A 15,585-nucleotide genomic window follows, 5' to 3' on the forward strand; every position below is an offset into this window, starting at 1 on the left:
AAAATGATAGGATAAAAACAGAAATTATCTGACAATTTAATTCGTTTTACATAACCGTCAACTTTACTTAGAAGGGGATTAGTAAAAGATGAAAGTATCGCTCTGGATCCGTTTATTTATACTCGTGACATTAGTCGTTAGCAGTTGGAGTGCCGTCCCACAAGCAACCAAAGCAGCATCGGCAAAAAAAGTAGTCGTCTCAGTCGATGTGTTGAATATCCGTTCGAAAGCCACGGTCAGTGGGAAGAAACTCGGTCAGCTGAAGCTCGGCCAGTCAGTCACTGTCACGAGCAAAACCTCAAACAACTGGTATCGGTTGCGTTATCAAGGTAAGACAGCGTACATCGCTGCGATGTACACGAAGAGCTACAATAAAAAAGCAACAGCGGGACTCTCAAAAACAGGTGCGACGATTGTATCTGTCGCTGAAGGGTTGAAAGGACGTCCATATGTCTTTGGTGCAACAGGTCCGACGAGCTTTGATTGTTCTGGATTCACAAGTTACGTTTACCGTGCGCTCGGTAAATCTTTACCACGTACGGCAGCCTCACAATATGCAGCAACGAAACGGACGGCACCAGCAGCCGGAGATCTCGTGTTCTTCACGCATGGCGGTGGCATCCAGCACGTCGGTATTGCAATCGATGGTTCGACGATGATCAATGCTAACTCGTATTATGGTCAAGTCGTCAAAGAATCATTCCGCGGTGGGTATTGGGGATCGCGTTACGTCGCGGCAGGAACTTTATAAGAACAAGACAAACACCCGCTCTTGTGCGAGACAAGAAGCGGGTGTTTTAGTTCTCATTCTCAATCAGCAAAGGGAAGCTGTGCCGCAGTATTCCCCATCCGAAGGGTTGCCGGGATTTCGATTTGTAACGGTTGTTTCGTGACATCACGCGTTACGAGCGAAAAAGCTTGTTGACCAATTAACGTATAAGGAATCGCGATCGTTGTCAAATCGAGCACTTCTGCGAGGTCACTGCCATCGAACCCGATAACAGATAGGTCCTCCGGGATACGGTACCCTCGTTTTCTGAGCGCGATGATCAGTCCGGCAGCGACGTGGTCACTCGTCGTCATGATAGCGGAAGGGCGCTGTTTCTGACTGAGCCAATGTTCGGCGACACGGGTGCCATCTTCAATCGTCAACGTTTGCTCATATACCCAATCATTCGAATTAGGTTCGACGAGATCATGATAGGCTTGCTTGCGGGCGCGGCTATTCGTACTATCAGCCCGTCCAAGGCAAATACCAATCTGGTGGTGACCGAGTTGCTGGAGTACCGTCAAGCCTTTACAAAACGCAGTGTAATGATTGATATAGACGGATGAGACATATTCATGCAACTCGCAAAAGACAATTGGACCGTATTGTTCGTACGAAAGAATTTCAGAGACGGCAAGACTGTGTGAGACGATGATTAAACCATCGACTTCCCGTTGCGCAAGCGCGCGTAAAACAGTTCGTTCATGTTCTTCGAAATAGTTCGTTTGCCACGTTAAAAAACGATAGGCGTCCTCGAAGGCACTTTTAGCGATTCCTTGAAGAATCGCGGCATGATAGGGATGGTCGACGAACGGTAGCATGACGCCAATCGTTTTCGTCCGTCCAGTCGAGAGATGGACAGCTGTCTGATTTCTGATGTAGCCGAGCTTTAAAATGGCTTCTTTGACGGCACGCCGCTTTTCTTCAGCGACATAAGGATGATCGTTGAGGACGCGTGAAACCGTCGTCACGGAAACGTTTGCTTCGTGAGCCAAGTCACGAATGTTCGTCATTCAAAATCCCTCCCATCCTTAGCTAGATAGTTGTTGTTCGAGTTGAATCCAGTGTTGCTTCGTGATCGGTCCAGACGACGAATCAGAGCGTTCGATTTGCTCCGTAATTCTTTCGAGAAGCTTCATTTTTTCAGCCGGTGTTAAATGGGGATATTGTTCAATCAAGGTATGTTTGCAAAGGTAATAACCGGTCGGCGTCCCGAGCTGCTCAATCGCAAGTTCGAAGGCGACGTTCCATTTGTAGAGACGTTTTAGTCGTGTATGAAGCGACATATAGAAGACCTCCTTAGTAGTGTATACCATGACGATAGACTATGGAACGCGTTCCACGGCAAGAACAATTTCAAGAAGAAGAAGTCATGAGAATTTCGACCGCAATTGACCAATGTAAAAAAGAGGACTATGATTATTTGCGAATCAAGATAAAGAGGGGCGAACGTAAAATGGAAGCGACAGATTCGAAACTAGCACTAAAATTGCTCGTAGTCTTATCGCGAACGATGCATGCTGTGACGGAACAAGTAAAAGCAGACATCAAGACCCATCAATTGAATCCTTCAGAGTTTGGTGTGCTTGAGTTGTTGTATCATAAAGGCGATACACCGCTCCAGCAAATCGGCGACAAGATTTTATTGACGAGTGGAAGTGTCACTTACGTAGTAGATAAACTTGAAAATCGTGGACTACTAGCACGAAAATCTTGCCCGACAGACCGTCGCGTCACATTCGGTACGTTGACTGAGGCAGGTCAAGCATTGATGGAAGAAACGTTCCCGAAACATGAAGCATTTTTGACGGACTTATTCAGCGACTTGACGGTTAGCGAAAAAGAACAATTGATCGATCAACTCAAACGAATCGGGTACCGGGCAGATAATTATACGCATTCTGAAAAAGCGTAATGCCAGCCGATCCATTCAATCTAGATGGAATGTCACCGAAAGGTGGGATTGCATCTTTTTTGTTTATCTTTGATCCGTTAATACTTTGAAATCAAACTAATTGACAAATGAAAATGATGTTGGTATGTTTAGTTACAGAAATTACTTTAAATAAAAAGGGGAAATAAAAATGACTAAATTACTTTATGTAACTGTAAACCCGAAATCTACGGAACACTCGTTCAGTCTTCAAACAGGTGAAGCGTTCCTTGAAAGCTATAAAGCAGCAAACCCGAATGCAGAAGTAGAAGTACTTAACCTCTACAGCGAAGACGTCCAAGAAATCGATACAGACGTATTAAGCGCATGGGGCAAATTCGCGACAGGCGAAGAGCTTTCAGAAGTTGAAATCGCTAAAGTCGGGACAATGACGAAACACCTCGAGCAGTTCATGGCAGCTGACGAGTATGTTTTCGTTACACCAATGTGGAACTTCTCATTCCCGGCACGACTCAAAATGTACATCGACAGCGTCCTTCTTGCTGGAAAAACATTTGCCTACACAGCTGAAGGTCCAAAAGGATTGATGGAAGGCAAAAAAGCACTCCACATCCAAGCAACAGGCGGCGTTTACACAGGTTCTGGTTTGAACTTCGGTGACGATTATCTCCGTCAAGCACTCGCATTCACAGGTGTGACTGAATACGACGCGCTCTTCATCGAAGGTATGGCGATGAACCCAGAAAAAGCAGAAGAAATCAAAGAAGAAGCAATCGCAAAAGCGAAAGAACTAGGTCGTTCGTTCTCAACGGTCAACGCGTAAGTTTCAAAAAATCCCTTCGTCCGAATGACTGGACGAAGGGATTTTTTTGATTAGATGTGTGATTTTTTACGTAGAACAAGCAATGCAAACAAAACGAGGTCCTTTAGTTTCTCGAAACCGCGAGGGTGTGTCGAAATACGGTAAAGCCATTCTAGTTTTAGTTTGCGGAACACTTTAGGGGCTCGTTTGCTATGACCGGACCAAACATCGAAGGCACCACCGACCCCGATGAAGATGCCGCGATCGACGAGATCATAAACGGAAGCAATCCATTGCTCCTGCTTGGGTGCTCCGAGCGCGACAAGGATTAAATCAGCCTGTGCAGAGCGAATGGCGTCAGCAGCTTCCTGATCCTTACCGAATCCATGAAACGTCCCGACGAACTGGATATTCGGAAAACGAATCGCTAATTGTTTAATCAACGATTTCATGACTTCCGGGCGACCTCCGAGTAAGAAGACACGTTTGTGTAAATTGTCAGCCGTTCGCAACAATTCCCGTGCCGTTTCAATTCCAGGAAGCGTCGCCTGCAATGGGTTGCCTAGACGTTTACTGGCTGCAGTCACACCGATGCCGTCTGGTGTGATGAACGTCGCCCTCTTCAGGATGGCGTTGTATTCCGGATCACGCAAAGAGCGGAGAACGAGCTCGGGATTTGCCGTCACAAGAAAAGCTTTTTCATTGTCGTGTAAGACTGTTTTAATATGGGTATACCATGTCGATGGTGTGGCATTGACGAACGGTAACCCGAAGAGTTCTGTTGTTTGAATCATTGTTAATCCACCTCATTTTCCATCATAGCAGAACCCATCTAAACAAACAGGGTCCTAAGACCGAAAAAGGAGTGAAGTTGCATGCATCCTGCTTGGCAAACGATTTTAAAAGAAGAAAAAGAAAAAGAATATTTTCAACAACTTTGGTCGTTCGTTCAATCGGCCTATCAAGAGACAACGGTTTATCCGGAGAAGGATCGGATTTTTCATGCGTTTGATGCGGTCGCACCGTCAGCCGTTCGATGCGTCATTTTAGGACAGGACCCTTATCATGGACCTAATCAAGCGAACGGATTAAGCTTTTCCGTGAACGACGGGGTCAAGATTCCACCGTCGTTACGAAACATGTATAAAGAACTTGTAACCGATTTAGGATGCACGCAACCAACGACTGGAAATCTCGAAAAGTGGTCGGATCAAGGGGTGTTCCTCTTGAATACATCGTTGACGGTCGAAGATGGGAAGGCCGGATCCCATGCTAAAAAGGGCTGGGAGGCCTTTACTGACCGAGTGATCGAAGTACTCAGTGCACAGGAGGAACCGATTGCGTTTATTCTTTGGGGAAATCATGCAAAAAGTAAGAAAGTATTAATTGATACCTCGCGTCATCTGATAGTGGAGTCGGTCCATCCGAGCCCGTTATCGGCGAACCGTGGTTTTTTTGGGAGTCGGCCTTACTCGCGTGTCAATCGGTGGCTCGAAGAACAAGGGCGCCAACCGATTGATTGGTGTATCTCATGAAACAGAGAATATTCTAAACGGGATTAGACGGTTGACAAACGAACAGGAAATTCTGTTTTAGGTAGGAGGTTCACTACAAAAAGCCGAATGATTTCCCCTTTTTAAGTGCGGGAAGACATTCGGCTTTTTGTAGTTAGCGCATCGTCATTTGAAAACTCAATCCATCATGAATTGTTCGATGACGAGTGCGATGCCGTCTTCATCGTTTGAAGCCGTCATATGCTGAGCGCGCTCTTTGACGGTATCGGCAGCATTTGCCATCGCAACACCGAGACCTGCCCATTCAATCATCGATAAGTCGTTGTTGCCGTCCCCGCAGGCGATGACGTCTGCTTGTTTAATACCGAGGTGACGAGCGAGAAGTTCCAAACTCGTACCTTTCGTCACACCAGCTTCTGTGAACTCAAGGAAGAAAGGTTTAGAACGTGCGACTGCGAGTTGACCCGCAAGTTCGACTTGGAGTTGTTGTTCGACTTCCGCTAAGCGTTGTTCTTCAGCAAGCATCAGACATTTGACGACCGGCTCTGTTACGGAAGCTTTAAAGTCCGGTACCGTAATGACGTCCATTCCCGTCAATTGACCTTCGAGCGTCGTATACTCGTTCGGTGTCTCCGTAAAAATTTCGTGACCGACGTACGTATGGATATAGATGCCTTCACGACGACTTAAATCGTAAAGCCCATGAACCGTTTCCGGGCTGAGTGTGCTCGAAAACAGTGATTCGTTTGTCTGACAGTTGATGATGGATGCACCGTTGAAACTAAGGATGAAACTTCCGTAACGTTCGAGTTCAAGTTCCTTCGCTAAATCAGTCATCGCATAAGTAGGTCGTCCGCTCGCGAGGACGACTTTTTTTCCGCGACGTTGTACGTCGAGTAGTGCCTGTTTCGTTTTTTTGGAAATCGTATGGTCGCTCGTCAACAATGTATCATCAAGATCGAGCACAATCATTTCGTAAGCCATTCAGTGTAAGCCCCTTTCAATTATCTGTTCTATCGTATCAAGTTGCCTCCTATTCGACAATATACTCTCCTTAGGAAGAGTATGATACAGTTTGATTAGAGCACGAATGGAAAGGATTCAACCACTATGAGATATGTTGCCATTATTTTATCGACCCTATATTTAGCAGGATGTGGCCTGAGCCTGCCGCACCCTGCGACCTTACTACAGCATCCGGCCCTACCGAAATGGGAGACTGCATTAAAGGAAAAAATTGAGCACGACCTCCCGGAACGAGCAGAAATCATCGCCCCCCGAAACCAGTCGATATCACGGTTATATGAATTGATCGACCTGAATCAGGACGGTCATCAAGAAGCGGTCACCTTTTATCGGACTGAAGTGAACGGAGACTTCCAAATTCATTTATTGGTTCACGAGCGTAAACAAGAGAGTTGGTCATTAAAGGTACGACGACCGATTGCAGAAGGAAAGGCAATCGACCAACTGCATGTTGTGTTGAATCCGATGAAAACGTCTAATCAATTAGTGATTGGTATATCGAATCTTGAGACGAACACGGTTTATCTCTTAAAAAATCTCCTTCAACCAACGGCAGACATTACGAAGGTAGATACATACGATCGAGTCACGATTGCTGACTTAAATCAAGATCAGCAACAAGATATGCTTCTTTTGAAAAAAGGGCGACCGGCAAAAGTGATGTACTACAAGGATGTGTTAAATCCATCTGACCGCCAAGCGATGTCTTTGACGACAAAAGAGGGTGACTTGTTCGCGGATCATGATTTGTTTGAAGTTGATTCGATTGATGTGTCTAAAAAAAGAGGATTGCTCATTTCTTTTACACGTGATGCCGCGATGCATGTAGCGCTGTTTCAACTGGACGAAGGTCGGCTTGTGCAGCATACATTCGGCGATCAAGCAGAAATCATCGAACCGATGTATACGTATCCGAAAGACGTTGATAAAGATGGAATCGTAGAGTTTGCACACCAGTACACACCAAAAAACAGCAGTGGTCCGATTGGTGAGGATAAACCGCGTATCACGGCCTATTACACATGGAACGGCTTGGACGTGGCGCCTTTTCTCGAATCGGGATTTGAACTCCGAGAAGAACAATACATCGATTTAGAATACAATTTCGTCATGCGCTTCCCGGCGCGCTGGGCGACGCGAGAGACGATTGATAAAAAAGATAATCGAATCCGCTTCATCAATCAGGAGACGAACGGGATCGATTTCGAAATCGAAGTGATTCCGAAAAATCAGTACATTGCCAGTCCACAAAAAAAGAAAATCAAAGAAGGCATTGACTACGTTTATGTCGTGGATGTCACAAAATCATATGAAGAGTACGCAGCGAACGTAACGCTCGTCGAATAGAGTCGAAGTAGGAGGAAGCGAACATGACAAAAATATTAGTGGCTGAGGATGAACACGCGATTCGAAGTTTCATCGTCATTAATTTAAAACGGGCAGGGTATGAAGTGAGTGAAGCGGAAAATGGCCGAGAAGCGTTAGAACAATTTAAACAAGAGACATTCGATATTATGTTACTCGATATCATGATGCCTGAAGTCGATGGATTTGCTGTATGCGAGCAAGCACGGGCGCAAGATGAAGTCGTCGGGATCATCATGTTGACAGCACGGACACGTGAGGAAGACAAAGTCATGGGGCTCAGTGTCGGGGCGGACGATTACATCGCGAAGCCGTTTAGCCCGGCCGAATTACTGGCTCGGATTCAATCGTTGTTACGACGCGTCGAAACGTTACGTCGTCGGAAGCAACCACGCGAGCTGATTTCAGGACCATTCCGGATTGATCTTGGCGCGAAACGTGTCCAAAAAGGAGGCGTCGATGTCGAAGTGACGCCGACAGAGTACGATTTACTTTGTCATTTCATTAAAAATGAAGATCAAGTCATGTCACGGGATGAATTGCTTGATGCCGTCTGGGGAGAAAACTATTTCGGCGATCGAAAAACCGTCGATGTCAACATTCGTCGTCTTCGTCAAAAAATTGAAGAAAACCCGGCTGAACCACAGTTTATCGAAACGTTGTGGGGACATGGCTACAAGTGGCGTAACGAAAAATGAAACGACAGATATTGATGCGGTTCATGACGATTATTACGGTGACCGTTCTGCTCGTCATCGGGATTTTATCGTTTGTGACCTATAACTATTATTATGTGACGGCGACAGACGTCTTGAAGCGGCATGCGAATGCGAGCGCTGTCCTATTCGCAAATAGTGGCTTGGCATATGACTACATGGATTCAGATGCGACGATTCATGACGTCCTCGATTCCTATGCGTATGAAGATGCTGAGATTGAGGTGCTGGATGCGAAGGGCGTCCCCCGCTATTCGTCGACCGGCTTCATCTCAAAACGAAAATTAGTGAACGAAGAGATTACACAACTCCAAGCTGGGGAAACAATAACGAAGCGTTATGATGATGCTGCAACGGATGAACATCTGCTTGAAGTGACAGAACCCGTCGTCTCGTTCGGACAGACGACAGGGGCGTTACGTTATACGACGTCACTCAATCAAATCGATCAACGGGTGATGGAGATTTGTTTAGCAATCCTTTTGCTCGGAATCCTCATTTGGGGGCTCGCCTATATTTATTCTTCCCGACTCGTCTCCTCGATCGTCCGACCGATTCAAGAAGTCATCGGGGCGTCAGATCAAATCGCGAAGCAACATTACGACGTTAAAGTGAATGAGGCCTACACGTTCGAACTGGGAGAACTTGCGCGGACGATCAACTACATGGGACAACAGATCAAGCAACAAGAAACGTTGAAAGATGAATTTATTTCTGGGATATCACATGAGTTACGGACACCGCTGACTTCAATCAAAGGATGGAGTGAGACATTGCTCGCAGAGAAAGAGCGTCTACCGGAAGAAGCCTCGCTCGGTATGGGCATCATCCACTCGGAGACGGAACGACTGATTTCACTCGTTGAACAGTTACTCGACTTTTCGAAGCTTGAGACGAGTCGCCTCGTCTTATACCGTCAGGAAGTCAACTTGACGGAAATCATCGAAGCCGTCACGGCCCAACTGCGTCAAAAGGTCGAAGAAAAAGAAGTCACCATCGTGCGGAAGTTACCAGCACAAGTCATCGGTCTCTACGACGAGAATCGACTGAAACAAGTCTTCTTGAACCTCTTAGATAATGCGATTCGTTTTTCACCCGTAGGTGGCGAAATTACAATCCGTCTCGTCCGTTCAGAACGCGTGCTCTTTTTATCCTTTAGTGACGAAGGACCAGGAATCCCGAAAGAACATTTACGTCATGTCACGGAGAAATTTTATCAAGTCCAAAAAGGAAAAGGTGGGACCGGGCTGGGTCTATCGATTTGCCGTGAACTCGTTGAAGCACATGAAGGAAAACTATTTATCGATAATCAACCAGAAGGTGGTGCTATCGCGACAATCTTGCTTCCGGTGACGAAAGCATAACGGGGGAGTCGAATGAGAAGCGCTTTCGAAATCGAACTGGTAAAGTAAAATGGGAATAGTATTTATTTTTTTCAAGAAATGAAACGGAGGAATCAGACATGGCACTTGGCGTCTCAAATGGAGCATTAAGTCCGCTAAACGGAAAACCGAACGCGGTATCGACACAAACGGATCAACAAGCGTTAAAGATGGACCCATTACCGTTCAAAGGTACGATGAAAGATTCGAAATTCCAAGTCATGCGGATTTTACAAAGTCTCGACCGAGTTAAAATCGTGAAAGAAACACCAGACTATATCCATGCTGTCTTCTCGAGTAAGTTTTTCCACTTCAAGGATGATGTCGAATTTTATTTGGATCAGTCGACTCATCTCGTCCATTTCCGGTCTGCCTCACGCGTCGGTTACTCCGACTGGGGCGTCAATCGAAAGCGGATGGAAGATATCGCTAACCGTTATCAGAAGGAGGAGACACAATGAAAAGTTATCAACTCGTCGTTATCGGTGGTGGAGCAGCAGGCATGACTATTGCAGCTGGTGCTGCAAGTCTTGGTGCGCACGTCGCTTTGATTGAACGTCATACGCATCTCGGTGGAGATTGTTTACACTACGGGTGTGTCCCGTCAAAAGCGTTGATTGAAGCAGCACACGATGTCTATGTCATGAAGCAGACTGCTGAAAAATATAATGTCACATTAAATGGTGACGCGGTCTACTCGAAAACGAAAGCAAGCGTCGACCGGGCACGAAACATCATTCAATCCCATGACGGAACAAAACGGTTCGAAGACTTAGGCGTAGATGTCTATATCGGTGAAGCGAGTTTCCTCAGTGCAAACGAAGTCGAGGTAGCAGGACAACTTGTTGTCGGGGAAAAATTTGCAATTTCGACAGGCTCGCAACCAATCATTCCGCCAATCGATGGTCTTGATACGGTTCCGTATTTGACGAACGAAACGATTTTTGAACAGACGGAGCGTCCGGAACGTCTGCTCGTCATCGGGGGCGGCGCAATCGGGATGGAGCTGTCACAAGCCTACGCGCATCTCGGAACAGAAGTGACGGTCATTGAAGGTGCAAAATCACTGATGCCGAAAGAAGATAAAGGCATGGTTGAAGTCTTGCAACGTCAAATTGAGCAAGAGCTTGTGTTGCATCTGAACACGACGGTGACGCAAGTTCGAAAAGCGTCAGGTGGGATTGAAGTCACGGTCGAAACGGATGGAGAATCACGTGTCATCGAAACGGATGCCGTACTCGTCGCTGTCGGACGTAAACCGCGGATTGAAGCCTTACGCCTCGATCGCGCCGGTGTTGATGTGCAAAAAGGGTACGTGCAAGTCGACGCATCACTTCGGACGAGTCAACGGCACATCTTTGCTGTCGGTGATACGATTCAATCGTTACCATTCACACACGTCGCAGGTCTTGAAGGTAAGACGGTCGTTACGAACGCCTTATTCGGTTTACGGACGAAGCCCGATTACCGTGCCGTCCCGTGGGTCACATTCACGACGCCTGAGCTGTTCCATCTTGGATTGACCGAAGAAGAAGCACGCGAAAAATATGACGAAATCAAGGTTTATCAAACAGGCCTCGATGAAGTCGATCGTTTCGTCATCAATGGTCGGACAGAAGGACGCGTCAAATTGATTGCGAACAAACGTGGTAAACTAATTGGTGCTCATGCGATTGGGGAGCAAGCTGGCGAGTGGATGCAAGAAGTCGTTTATGCGATGGCTCGTAAAGATAAAGTCGGTCAATTGTCACGTGTCGTCCACCCGTATCCGATTCGTGGTGCGGCTGTGCAACGTGCGGCTGATCTTTACTGGCGTGAGCGTCTCTTTGATGGTCCATTGCCGAAATGGTTGAAACGATACTTTGACTGGAAACAAGGAGAATGATTCATGCAAGAACCTGCTAAACGGCGTAATTTTGTGCCGGTCGTCATTATTTTGACGCTCGTCATCAACTTACTTGTCGCCTTACTTTTTTTCGCGCCACCGCTTCAGGTGAGTGATGGCTTTGATTGGACGTTGTTACCGTTTTTCAATGCGATTTTTAACAGTTTTACGTTCATGCTCCTACTTGGAGCATGGATTTCGATTCGTCGTGGAAACCGGATCAATCACCGCCGTTTCATCGGTGGTGCCATGACGACGACGACACTCTTTTTAGTTTCTTACGTGACGTATCACGCCGTGAGTGAGTCGACGAAGTTTGGCGGCGAAGGATTCGTTCGCCCGGTCTATTTCTTTATTTTGATTTCGCATATCATTTTGGCAGCGGTCATTGTCCCGCTCGTCTTGATGTCGCTCGCACATGCGCTCAATCAAAATTTCGAGAAACATAAAAAATGGACACGTTTTACGATGCCGCTCTGGCTGTATGTCAGTCTGACGGGTGTCATCGTCTACATCATGATTCGTCCATATTACTAAAAATGAATGTTCGAGTTAAGTGGGTCTTCACGCAGCTTGTCTGTGTTTGGGGACTCACTTTTTTGTTTCGCACTTAGTGCAATGTGAATTGCTTCTTTGAAGACAAGGCGAGAAAATTGACATTATTCCTGCAGCATGTTCACGCTTCATAAAAAGGTTTTTACAGTCTAAAGGGATTGCGCATCAATGTTAGATGGCAATCCCTTCGTGTGTATCTTCATCTTCGAAATTAGTTGTTTCTTACGGTTTGACCGTTGTTTCGTCTAGCAAATTCGCTGCTTTGATATCAAGTAACGGGCGGACGAGGACTTCGACGCGCCGATTTTGACTTCGTCCGCTTTCTGTTTGATTCGAAGCGATGGGTTGGTATTCGCCGTATCCTGTGACGGTGAACCGTTTTGGTTCTAACTTTGGATTTTTTTGCAACGCACGCATGAAACTGATGGCGCGTTCCGTACTGAGTTCCCAGTTCGACGGGTATTGTGCCGTACGAATGGGGATGTTATCTGTATGACCAGACACTTGAATTTGGCGTTGTCCAGATTTGACGAGTAAGTTACTCATCCCTTGAGCAATTTGGATGGCGTCGCCTTTGACTTCAGCTTGCGCAGGAGAAAATAGAGCGCGATCTCGAATCGTGAAGACGAGACCTTCATTCGTGATTTCGACTTTAATATCTTTTTCGAGCTTTTCTTTTTTGATATAGTCGGATGCTTGGGCTTTAATTTTTTCGAGCTCTGAGATTTCAAAACTTTGTGCTTTCGTCCGAGCATCCGTCTTTTTTTCGTCCTCTTCTTCTTGTGAAGTCGCGAGCGAGCTATTGGTAATCATGCCGGAGCCGCCATTGAAGACGGAACTGAATGATTGAGACATCGCTTTTAGTTTGACGGCATCGACGTTACTCGAAGCAAAAAGGACGATGAAAAGCGCAAGTAACAGAGTCAAAAGATCGGCATACGGAATCAGCCAACCTTCCGAGATGTGTTCATCATGCGGCTTCTTTTTCCGCTTCATAAGTTTCACGCTCCTTCGGCGTCAGATACACGAGTAGCTTATCCTCCAAGTTTTTTGGGGATTCCCCGTTTTGAATCGAAAGAATTCCTTCAATGATCATTTCATAGAGTTGAATTTCACTTGCTGATTTTTGTTTGAGTTTCGTCGCGAATGGAAACCATAAAACATACCCGGTGAAAATCCCGAATAATGTGGCGATGAAGGCACCCGAGATTGCGTGTCCGAGCTTCTCGATATCCGACAGGTCGGATAGGGCGGCGACTAGACCGATGACGGCCCCTAAAACACCGAGGGTCGGAGCATATGTACCAGCTTGTGTGAAAATGTTCGCGTTCGCATGGTGGCGTTCTGTCATGTTTTCGAGGTCGCGTGTCATGACATCTTCCACATATTCAGAAGGTTGACCATCAATGACCATCATGACACCACGTTTCATGAACGCGTTGTCGACTTCTTCAATCGCTGTTTCGAGCGATAAGAGACCTTCTTTACGCGCTTGCGTCGATAGTGTCAAAAATTGAAGCATGAGATTTTGTTTGGTCATTAAATTTTGTTCGAAGAAGATGACTTTGAACAGGGCTGGAATCAATTTGAGCCGTTCCTTCGGGAAGGAAATCATGATGGCTGCTGCTGTACCTGCAAAGATGATGACGAGTGCTGCAGGGTTCAGTAAGGCGATTGGAGGAGCACCTTTTAGAATCATTCCTCCGACGAGCGTGATGAGTCCAAGAATAATACCGATTATCGACACGATATCCATTGTTAATTGTGCCACCTTTCCACATGTTGTTAGGGTCGTGAACGAAAAAATAAAAAGAGCAGAAGACGCATCTTCTGCTCGGAAATCCAAAAACCGAGAATTAAGCGCCGTTTTCGTCGATCAGCAATTGAATGCTTTCGTTTCGTTCGTCACGCTCTATATCGGTTAATACGTCGTATTTTTTTAATACATTATACAATTCATTTAGAATCGGTTGTTCCAGATGTAACGATAATAATTCCTCGAATTGATAATATAACTGTGCGGGCATCCATTGTGATTGTCGTTCTAGCCTTCGCGAGACATCCTCAATCGAATGGTCAGCCGTCCTAGGGTCCACTGTTTCCCTCAACCTCCTTTAAAGTTAACACGTCTGCTTTTATCTATTTTACCAAAAAAAAACGAAAACGTTTAGTTGATTGCAAATTTCGATAGAACTAATGTTTTCGAGAGAGTATGATAGATGCAATTGAGTAATCTCATCTAGGAGGAGTCAACGCATGTTTTCGCATAAAAGACATACACGTTTAGCGAAATTTGGAGATTTTGGAGAACGAACGTATCATCAATTATTTGATAAACCAGCCCGTTTCATCGCGACTGGATTCACATTGACGATTTTGCTCGGAGGATTATTGTTGTGGATTCCCTGGTTTCAACAAAGCGATAGCCACGTTGCATTAATTGATTGTCTGTTCGTCGCGACATCGGCTGCGACGGTGACGGGGCTTTCGCCGATTAACATCGCAGAGTCCTATAATTTGTGGGGGCAACTGATTTTAATGATTTTAATTCAAATCGGTGGTCTCGGATTCATGACGATTGCACTTGTTCTACTTAGTGTCACAGGTCGAAAAATCGGGATTCGTCAACGGATCATCATTCAAGAGATGTTCAACTTAGATAGTCCGGGAGGAACGATTCGACTCGTCCGGAACATTCTCTTGACGACCGTCATCCTGGAGTTGATTGGGATGATCTTACTTGCTCTCGATCTGTTCATCCAATACAAATATACGCTCTCAAAATCACTGTATTATGGTCTGTTCCATGCGGTCTCCGCCTTTAATAATGCCGGTTTTGCGTTATGGGGAGACAGTTTGACGTCCTTCCAACAAGATACGACATTCATTTTTACGATTTCTGCTCTATTGATGATTGGGGGATTGGGCTTCACGGTCATCGCTGATGTTTCGGCTAACCGCAGCTTCAAGAAAATTTCATTACATTCGAAATTAATGATTTTATCATTACTCGTCATCAACGGTATCGGGACGGTCGCGATGATGGTCTATGAGTGGGTCTCCCATCTCGGTTCCCTTCAAAATTATTCGTTCTTTCAAGCACTACATATCGTTTTCTTCCAAGTCGTGACGACCCGGACGGCAGGGTTCCAGACGATTGATTTGACGACGATGGTGCCACTTTCGATCGGTTTGATGATGGTTTTGATGTATATCGGAGCGGGGTCGGCGTCGACGGGATCAGGCATTAAAGTCACGACAGCAGCCGTCATCTTAAAAAACGTCTGGACGTATCTACGGGGACAACGAGAAACGGTCCTGATGCGTCGGACCGTCCAGGCGCAGGCCGTATCAAAAGCTTATGCGATTGCTATTTTCAGTATTTTATTCATCGGTGTCATCACAACACTCTTGGCACTGTCGCAACCGAATATCTCGTTTACGGGGCTCTTCTTCGAAACGGTTTCCGCATTCGGGACGGTCGGACTTTCATTAAATGTGACATCGGAGTTGAATGGTTTTGGGAAAGGGTTAATCATGTTCATGATGTTGCTTGGACGTGTCGGTTCCTTAACGATTCTCTTCACCGTCGCGACACAACACAATCGCTTGATTCGTTATCCGAAAGAAAATATGCTGATTGGTTGATTGACTGTCAGTAGCAGATGTCTCCTAAA

18 protein-coding genes are annotated in these 15,585 nt (G+C 46.0%); 11 read left to right on the plus strand and 7 right to left on the minus strand.

Annotated elements, in window-relative coordinates; genetic code table 11:
• Positions 1 to 88 precede the first annotated feature (88 nt).
• Complete coding sequence (locus KNP88_RS08795; protein WP_214893325.1) at positions 89 to 751, plus strand: C40 family peptidase; 663 nt, start codon at positions 89 to 91, stop codon at positions 749 to 751.
• Between the two features lie 59 nt (positions 752 to 810).
• Here the strand turns inward: KNP88_RS08795 and KNP88_RS08800 are convergent, their stop codons facing one another.
• Positions 811 to 1,782 carry a LacI family DNA-binding transcriptional regulator gene (locus KNP88_RS08800; protein WP_214893327.1) on the minus strand — a complete coding sequence of 324 codons (972 nt, stop codon included), beginning with the start codon at positions 1,780 to 1,782 and terminating at the stop codon, positions 811 to 813.
• A gap of 18 nt (positions 1,783 to 1,800) precedes the next feature.
• A complete protein-coding gene (locus KNP88_RS08805) occupies positions 1,801 to 2,055 on the minus strand; it encodes a hypothetical protein (RefSeq protein ID WP_088838169.1) in 255 nt (84 codons plus the stop codon).
• Between the two features lie 170 nt (positions 2,056 to 2,225).
• Between KNP88_RS08805 and KNP88_RS08810 the strand changes: the two genes are divergently transcribed.
• Positions 2,226 to 2,684, plus strand: coding sequence for a MarR family winged helix-turn-helix transcriptional regulator (locus tag KNP88_RS08810; protein WP_214893399.1), 459 nt, complete (start codon positions 2,226 to 2,228; stop codon positions 2,682 to 2,684).
• A 169-nt stretch (positions 2,685 to 2,853) separates the two neighbouring features.
• Positions 2,854 to 3,486 (plus strand): NAD(P)H-dependent oxidoreductase, encoded by a 633-nt coding sequence (locus tag KNP88_RS08815; RefSeq protein WP_214848265.1) that lies wholly within the window; start codon positions 2,854 to 2,856, stop codon positions 3,484 to 3,486.
• Positions 3,487 to 3,536: 50 nt separating this feature from the next.
• On the opposite strand, the gene KNP88_RS08820 is transcribed toward KNP88_RS08815, so the two are convergent.
• Positions 3,537 to 4,259, minus strand: a complete 723-nt coding sequence (locus KNP88_RS08820) for a WecB/TagA/CpsF family glycosyltransferase (protein WP_214893329.1) — start codon at positions 4,257 to 4,259, stop codon at positions 3,537 to 3,539.
• Between the two features lie 81 nt (positions 4,260 to 4,340).
• Between KNP88_RS08820 and KNP88_RS08825 the strand changes: the two genes are divergently transcribed.
• Entirely contained in the window at positions 4,341 to 5,000 is a 660-nt protein-coding gene (locus KNP88_RS08825) for a uracil-DNA glycosylase (RefSeq protein ID WP_214893331.1), read from the plus strand.
• A 156-nt stretch (positions 5,001 to 5,156) separates the two neighbouring features.
• On the opposite strand, the gene KNP88_RS08830 is transcribed toward KNP88_RS08825, so the two are convergent.
• Complete coding sequence (locus KNP88_RS08830) at positions 5,157 to 5,963, minus strand: Cof-type HAD-IIB family hydrolase (protein ID WP_214766381.1); 807 nt, start codon at positions 5,961 to 5,963, stop codon at positions 5,157 to 5,159.
• A 126-nt stretch (positions 5,964 to 6,089) separates the two neighbouring features.
• Here KNP88_RS08830 and KNP88_RS08835 point away from each other — a divergent pair, with 126 nt between their 5' ends.
• The 6 genes from KNP88_RS08835 (at position 6,090) to KNP88_RS08860 (ending at position 11,890) form a co-directional block, all read left to right on the plus strand.
• The gene (locus KNP88_RS08835) at positions 6,090 to 7,352 is read left to right on the plus strand and encodes a hypothetical protein (protein WP_214893333.1); all 1,263 of its coding nucleotides are present in this window, start codon (positions 6,090 to 6,092) and stop codon (positions 7,350 to 7,352) included.
• A 23-nt stretch (positions 7,353 to 7,375) separates the two neighbouring features.
• Complete coding sequence (locus tag KNP88_RS08840) at positions 7,376 to 8,068, plus strand: response regulator transcription factor (RefSeq protein WP_088838164.1); 693 nt, start codon at positions 7,376 to 7,378, stop codon at positions 8,066 to 8,068.
• Positions 8,065 to 9,450: a sensor histidine kinase gene (locus KNP88_RS08845; protein ID WP_088838163.1), complete on the plus strand. Its 1,386-nt coding sequence runs from the start codon at positions 8,065 to 8,067 to the stop codon at positions 9,448 to 9,450. The genes KNP88_RS08840 and KNP88_RS08845 overlap by 4 nt, the downstream gene beginning before the upstream one ends.
• 98 nt (positions 9,451 to 9,548) lie before the next feature.
• Entirely contained in the window at positions 9,549 to 9,929 is a 381-nt protein-coding gene (locus tag KNP88_RS08850; protein ID WP_214893335.1) for a DUF1499 domain-containing protein, read from the plus strand.
• Positions 9,926 to 11,353 carry a dihydrolipoyl dehydrogenase family protein gene (locus KNP88_RS08855; RefSeq protein ID WP_029332004.1) on the plus strand — a complete coding sequence of 476 codons (1,428 nt, stop codon included), beginning with the start codon at positions 9,926 to 9,928 and terminating at the stop codon, positions 11,351 to 11,353. The genes KNP88_RS08850 and KNP88_RS08855 overlap by 4 nt, the downstream gene beginning before the upstream one ends.
• A 3-nt stretch (positions 11,354 to 11,356) precedes the next feature.
• Positions 11,357 to 11,890 carry a DUF420 domain-containing protein gene (locus KNP88_RS08860; RefSeq protein ID WP_088838161.1) on the plus strand — a complete coding sequence of 178 codons (534 nt, stop codon included), beginning with the start codon at positions 11,357 to 11,359 and terminating at the stop codon, positions 11,888 to 11,890.
• Positions 11,891 to 12,130: 240 nt separating this feature from the next.
• On the opposite strand, the gene KNP88_RS08865 is transcribed toward KNP88_RS08860, so the two are convergent.
• The 3 genes from KNP88_RS08865 to KNP88_RS08875 form a co-directional block, all read right to left on the minus strand.
• Positions 12,131 to 12,904 (minus strand): flagellar motor protein MotB, encoded by a 774-nt coding sequence (locus tag KNP88_RS08865; protein WP_029332000.1) that lies wholly within the window; start codon positions 12,902 to 12,904, stop codon positions 12,131 to 12,133.
• Positions 12,879 to 13,664 (minus strand): flagellar motor stator protein MotA, encoded by a 786-nt coding sequence (motA, locus tag KNP88_RS08870; protein ID WP_214893401.1) that lies wholly within the window; start codon positions 13,662 to 13,664, stop codon positions 12,879 to 12,881. Before motA ends, KNP88_RS08865 begins: the two co-directional genes overlap by 26 nt.
• A 100-nt stretch (positions 13,665 to 13,764) precedes the next feature.
• On the minus strand, positions 13,765 to 14,004 hold the full coding sequence (locus tag KNP88_RS08875) for a hypothetical protein (RefSeq protein ID WP_029331998.1): 240 nt from the start codon (positions 14,002 to 14,004) through the stop codon (positions 13,765 to 13,767).
• Between the two features lie 160 nt (positions 14,005 to 14,164).
• Between KNP88_RS08875 and KNP88_RS08880 the strand changes: the two genes are divergently transcribed.
• Positions 14,165 to 15,556: a TrkH family potassium uptake protein gene (locus tag KNP88_RS08880; protein WP_214893337.1), complete on the plus strand. Its 1,392-nt coding sequence runs from the start codon at positions 14,165 to 14,167 to the stop codon at positions 15,554 to 15,556.
• Positions 15,557 to 15,585 lie beyond the last annotated feature (29 nt).

This window comes from Exiguobacterium sp. H66, assembly GCF_018618705.1.
GTDB lineage: Bacteria > Bacillota > Bacilli > Exiguobacteriales > Exiguobacteriaceae > Exiguobacterium_A > Exiguobacterium_A oxidotolerans.

Coding starts and splice junctions, on each gene's coding strand:
- KNP88_RS08795 (WP_214893325.1), top strand. CDS start 89: ATGAAAGTATCGCTCTGGATCCGTTTATTTATACTCGTGACATTAGTC.
- KNP88_RS08800 (WP_214893327.1), bottom strand. CDS start 1,782: ATGACGAACATTCGTGACTTGGCTCACGAAGCAAACGTTTCCGTGACG.
- KNP88_RS08805 (WP_088838169.1), bottom strand. CDS start 2,055: ATGTCGCTTCATACACGACTAAAACGTCTCTACAAATGGAACGTCGCC.
- KNP88_RS08810 (WP_214893399.1), top strand. CDS start 2,226: ATGGAAGCGACAGATTCGAAACTAGCACTAAAATTGCTCGTAGTCTTA.
- KNP88_RS08815 (WP_214848265.1), top strand. CDS start 2,854: ATGACTAAATTACTTTATGTAACTGTAAACCCGAAATCTACGGAACAC.
- KNP88_RS08820 (WP_214893329.1), bottom strand. CDS start 4,259: ATGATTCAAACAACAGAACTCTTCGGGTTACCGTTCGTCAATGCCACA.
- KNP88_RS08825 (WP_214893331.1), top strand. CDS start 4,341: ATGCATCCTGCTTGGCAAACGATTTTAAAAGAAGAAAAAGAAAAAGAA.
- KNP88_RS08830 (WP_214766381.1), bottom strand. CDS start 5,963: ATGGCTTACGAAATGATTGTGCTCGATCTTGATGATACATTGTTGACG.
- KNP88_RS08835 (WP_214893333.1), top strand. CDS start 6,090: ATGAGATATGTTGCCATTATTTTATCGACCCTATATTTAGCAGGATGT.
- KNP88_RS08840 (WP_088838164.1), top strand. CDS start 7,376: ATGACAAAAATATTAGTGGCTGAGGATGAACACGCGATTCGAAGTTTC.
- KNP88_RS08845 (WP_088838163.1), top strand. CDS start 8,065: ATGAAACGACAGATATTGATGCGGTTCATGACGATTATTACGGTGACC.
- KNP88_RS08850 (WP_214893335.1), top strand. CDS start 9,549: ATGGCACTTGGCGTCTCAAATGGAGCATTAAGTCCGCTAAACGGAAAA.
- KNP88_RS08855 (WP_029332004.1), top strand. CDS start 9,926: ATGAAAAGTTATCAACTCGTCGTTATCGGTGGTGGAGCAGCAGGCATG.
- KNP88_RS08860 (WP_088838161.1), top strand. CDS start 11,357: ATGCAAGAACCTGCTAAACGGCGTAATTTTGTGCCGGTCGTCATTATT.
- KNP88_RS08865 (WP_029332000.1), bottom strand. CDS start 12,904: ATGAAGCGGAAAAAGAAGCCGCATGATGAACACATCTCGGAAGGTTGG.
- motA (WP_214893401.1), bottom strand. CDS start 13,664: ATGGATATCGTGTCGATAATCGGTATTATTCTTGGACTCATCACGCTC.
- KNP88_RS08880 (WP_214893337.1), top strand. CDS start 14,165: ATGTTTTCGCATAAAAGACATACACGTTTAGCGAAATTTGGAGATTTT.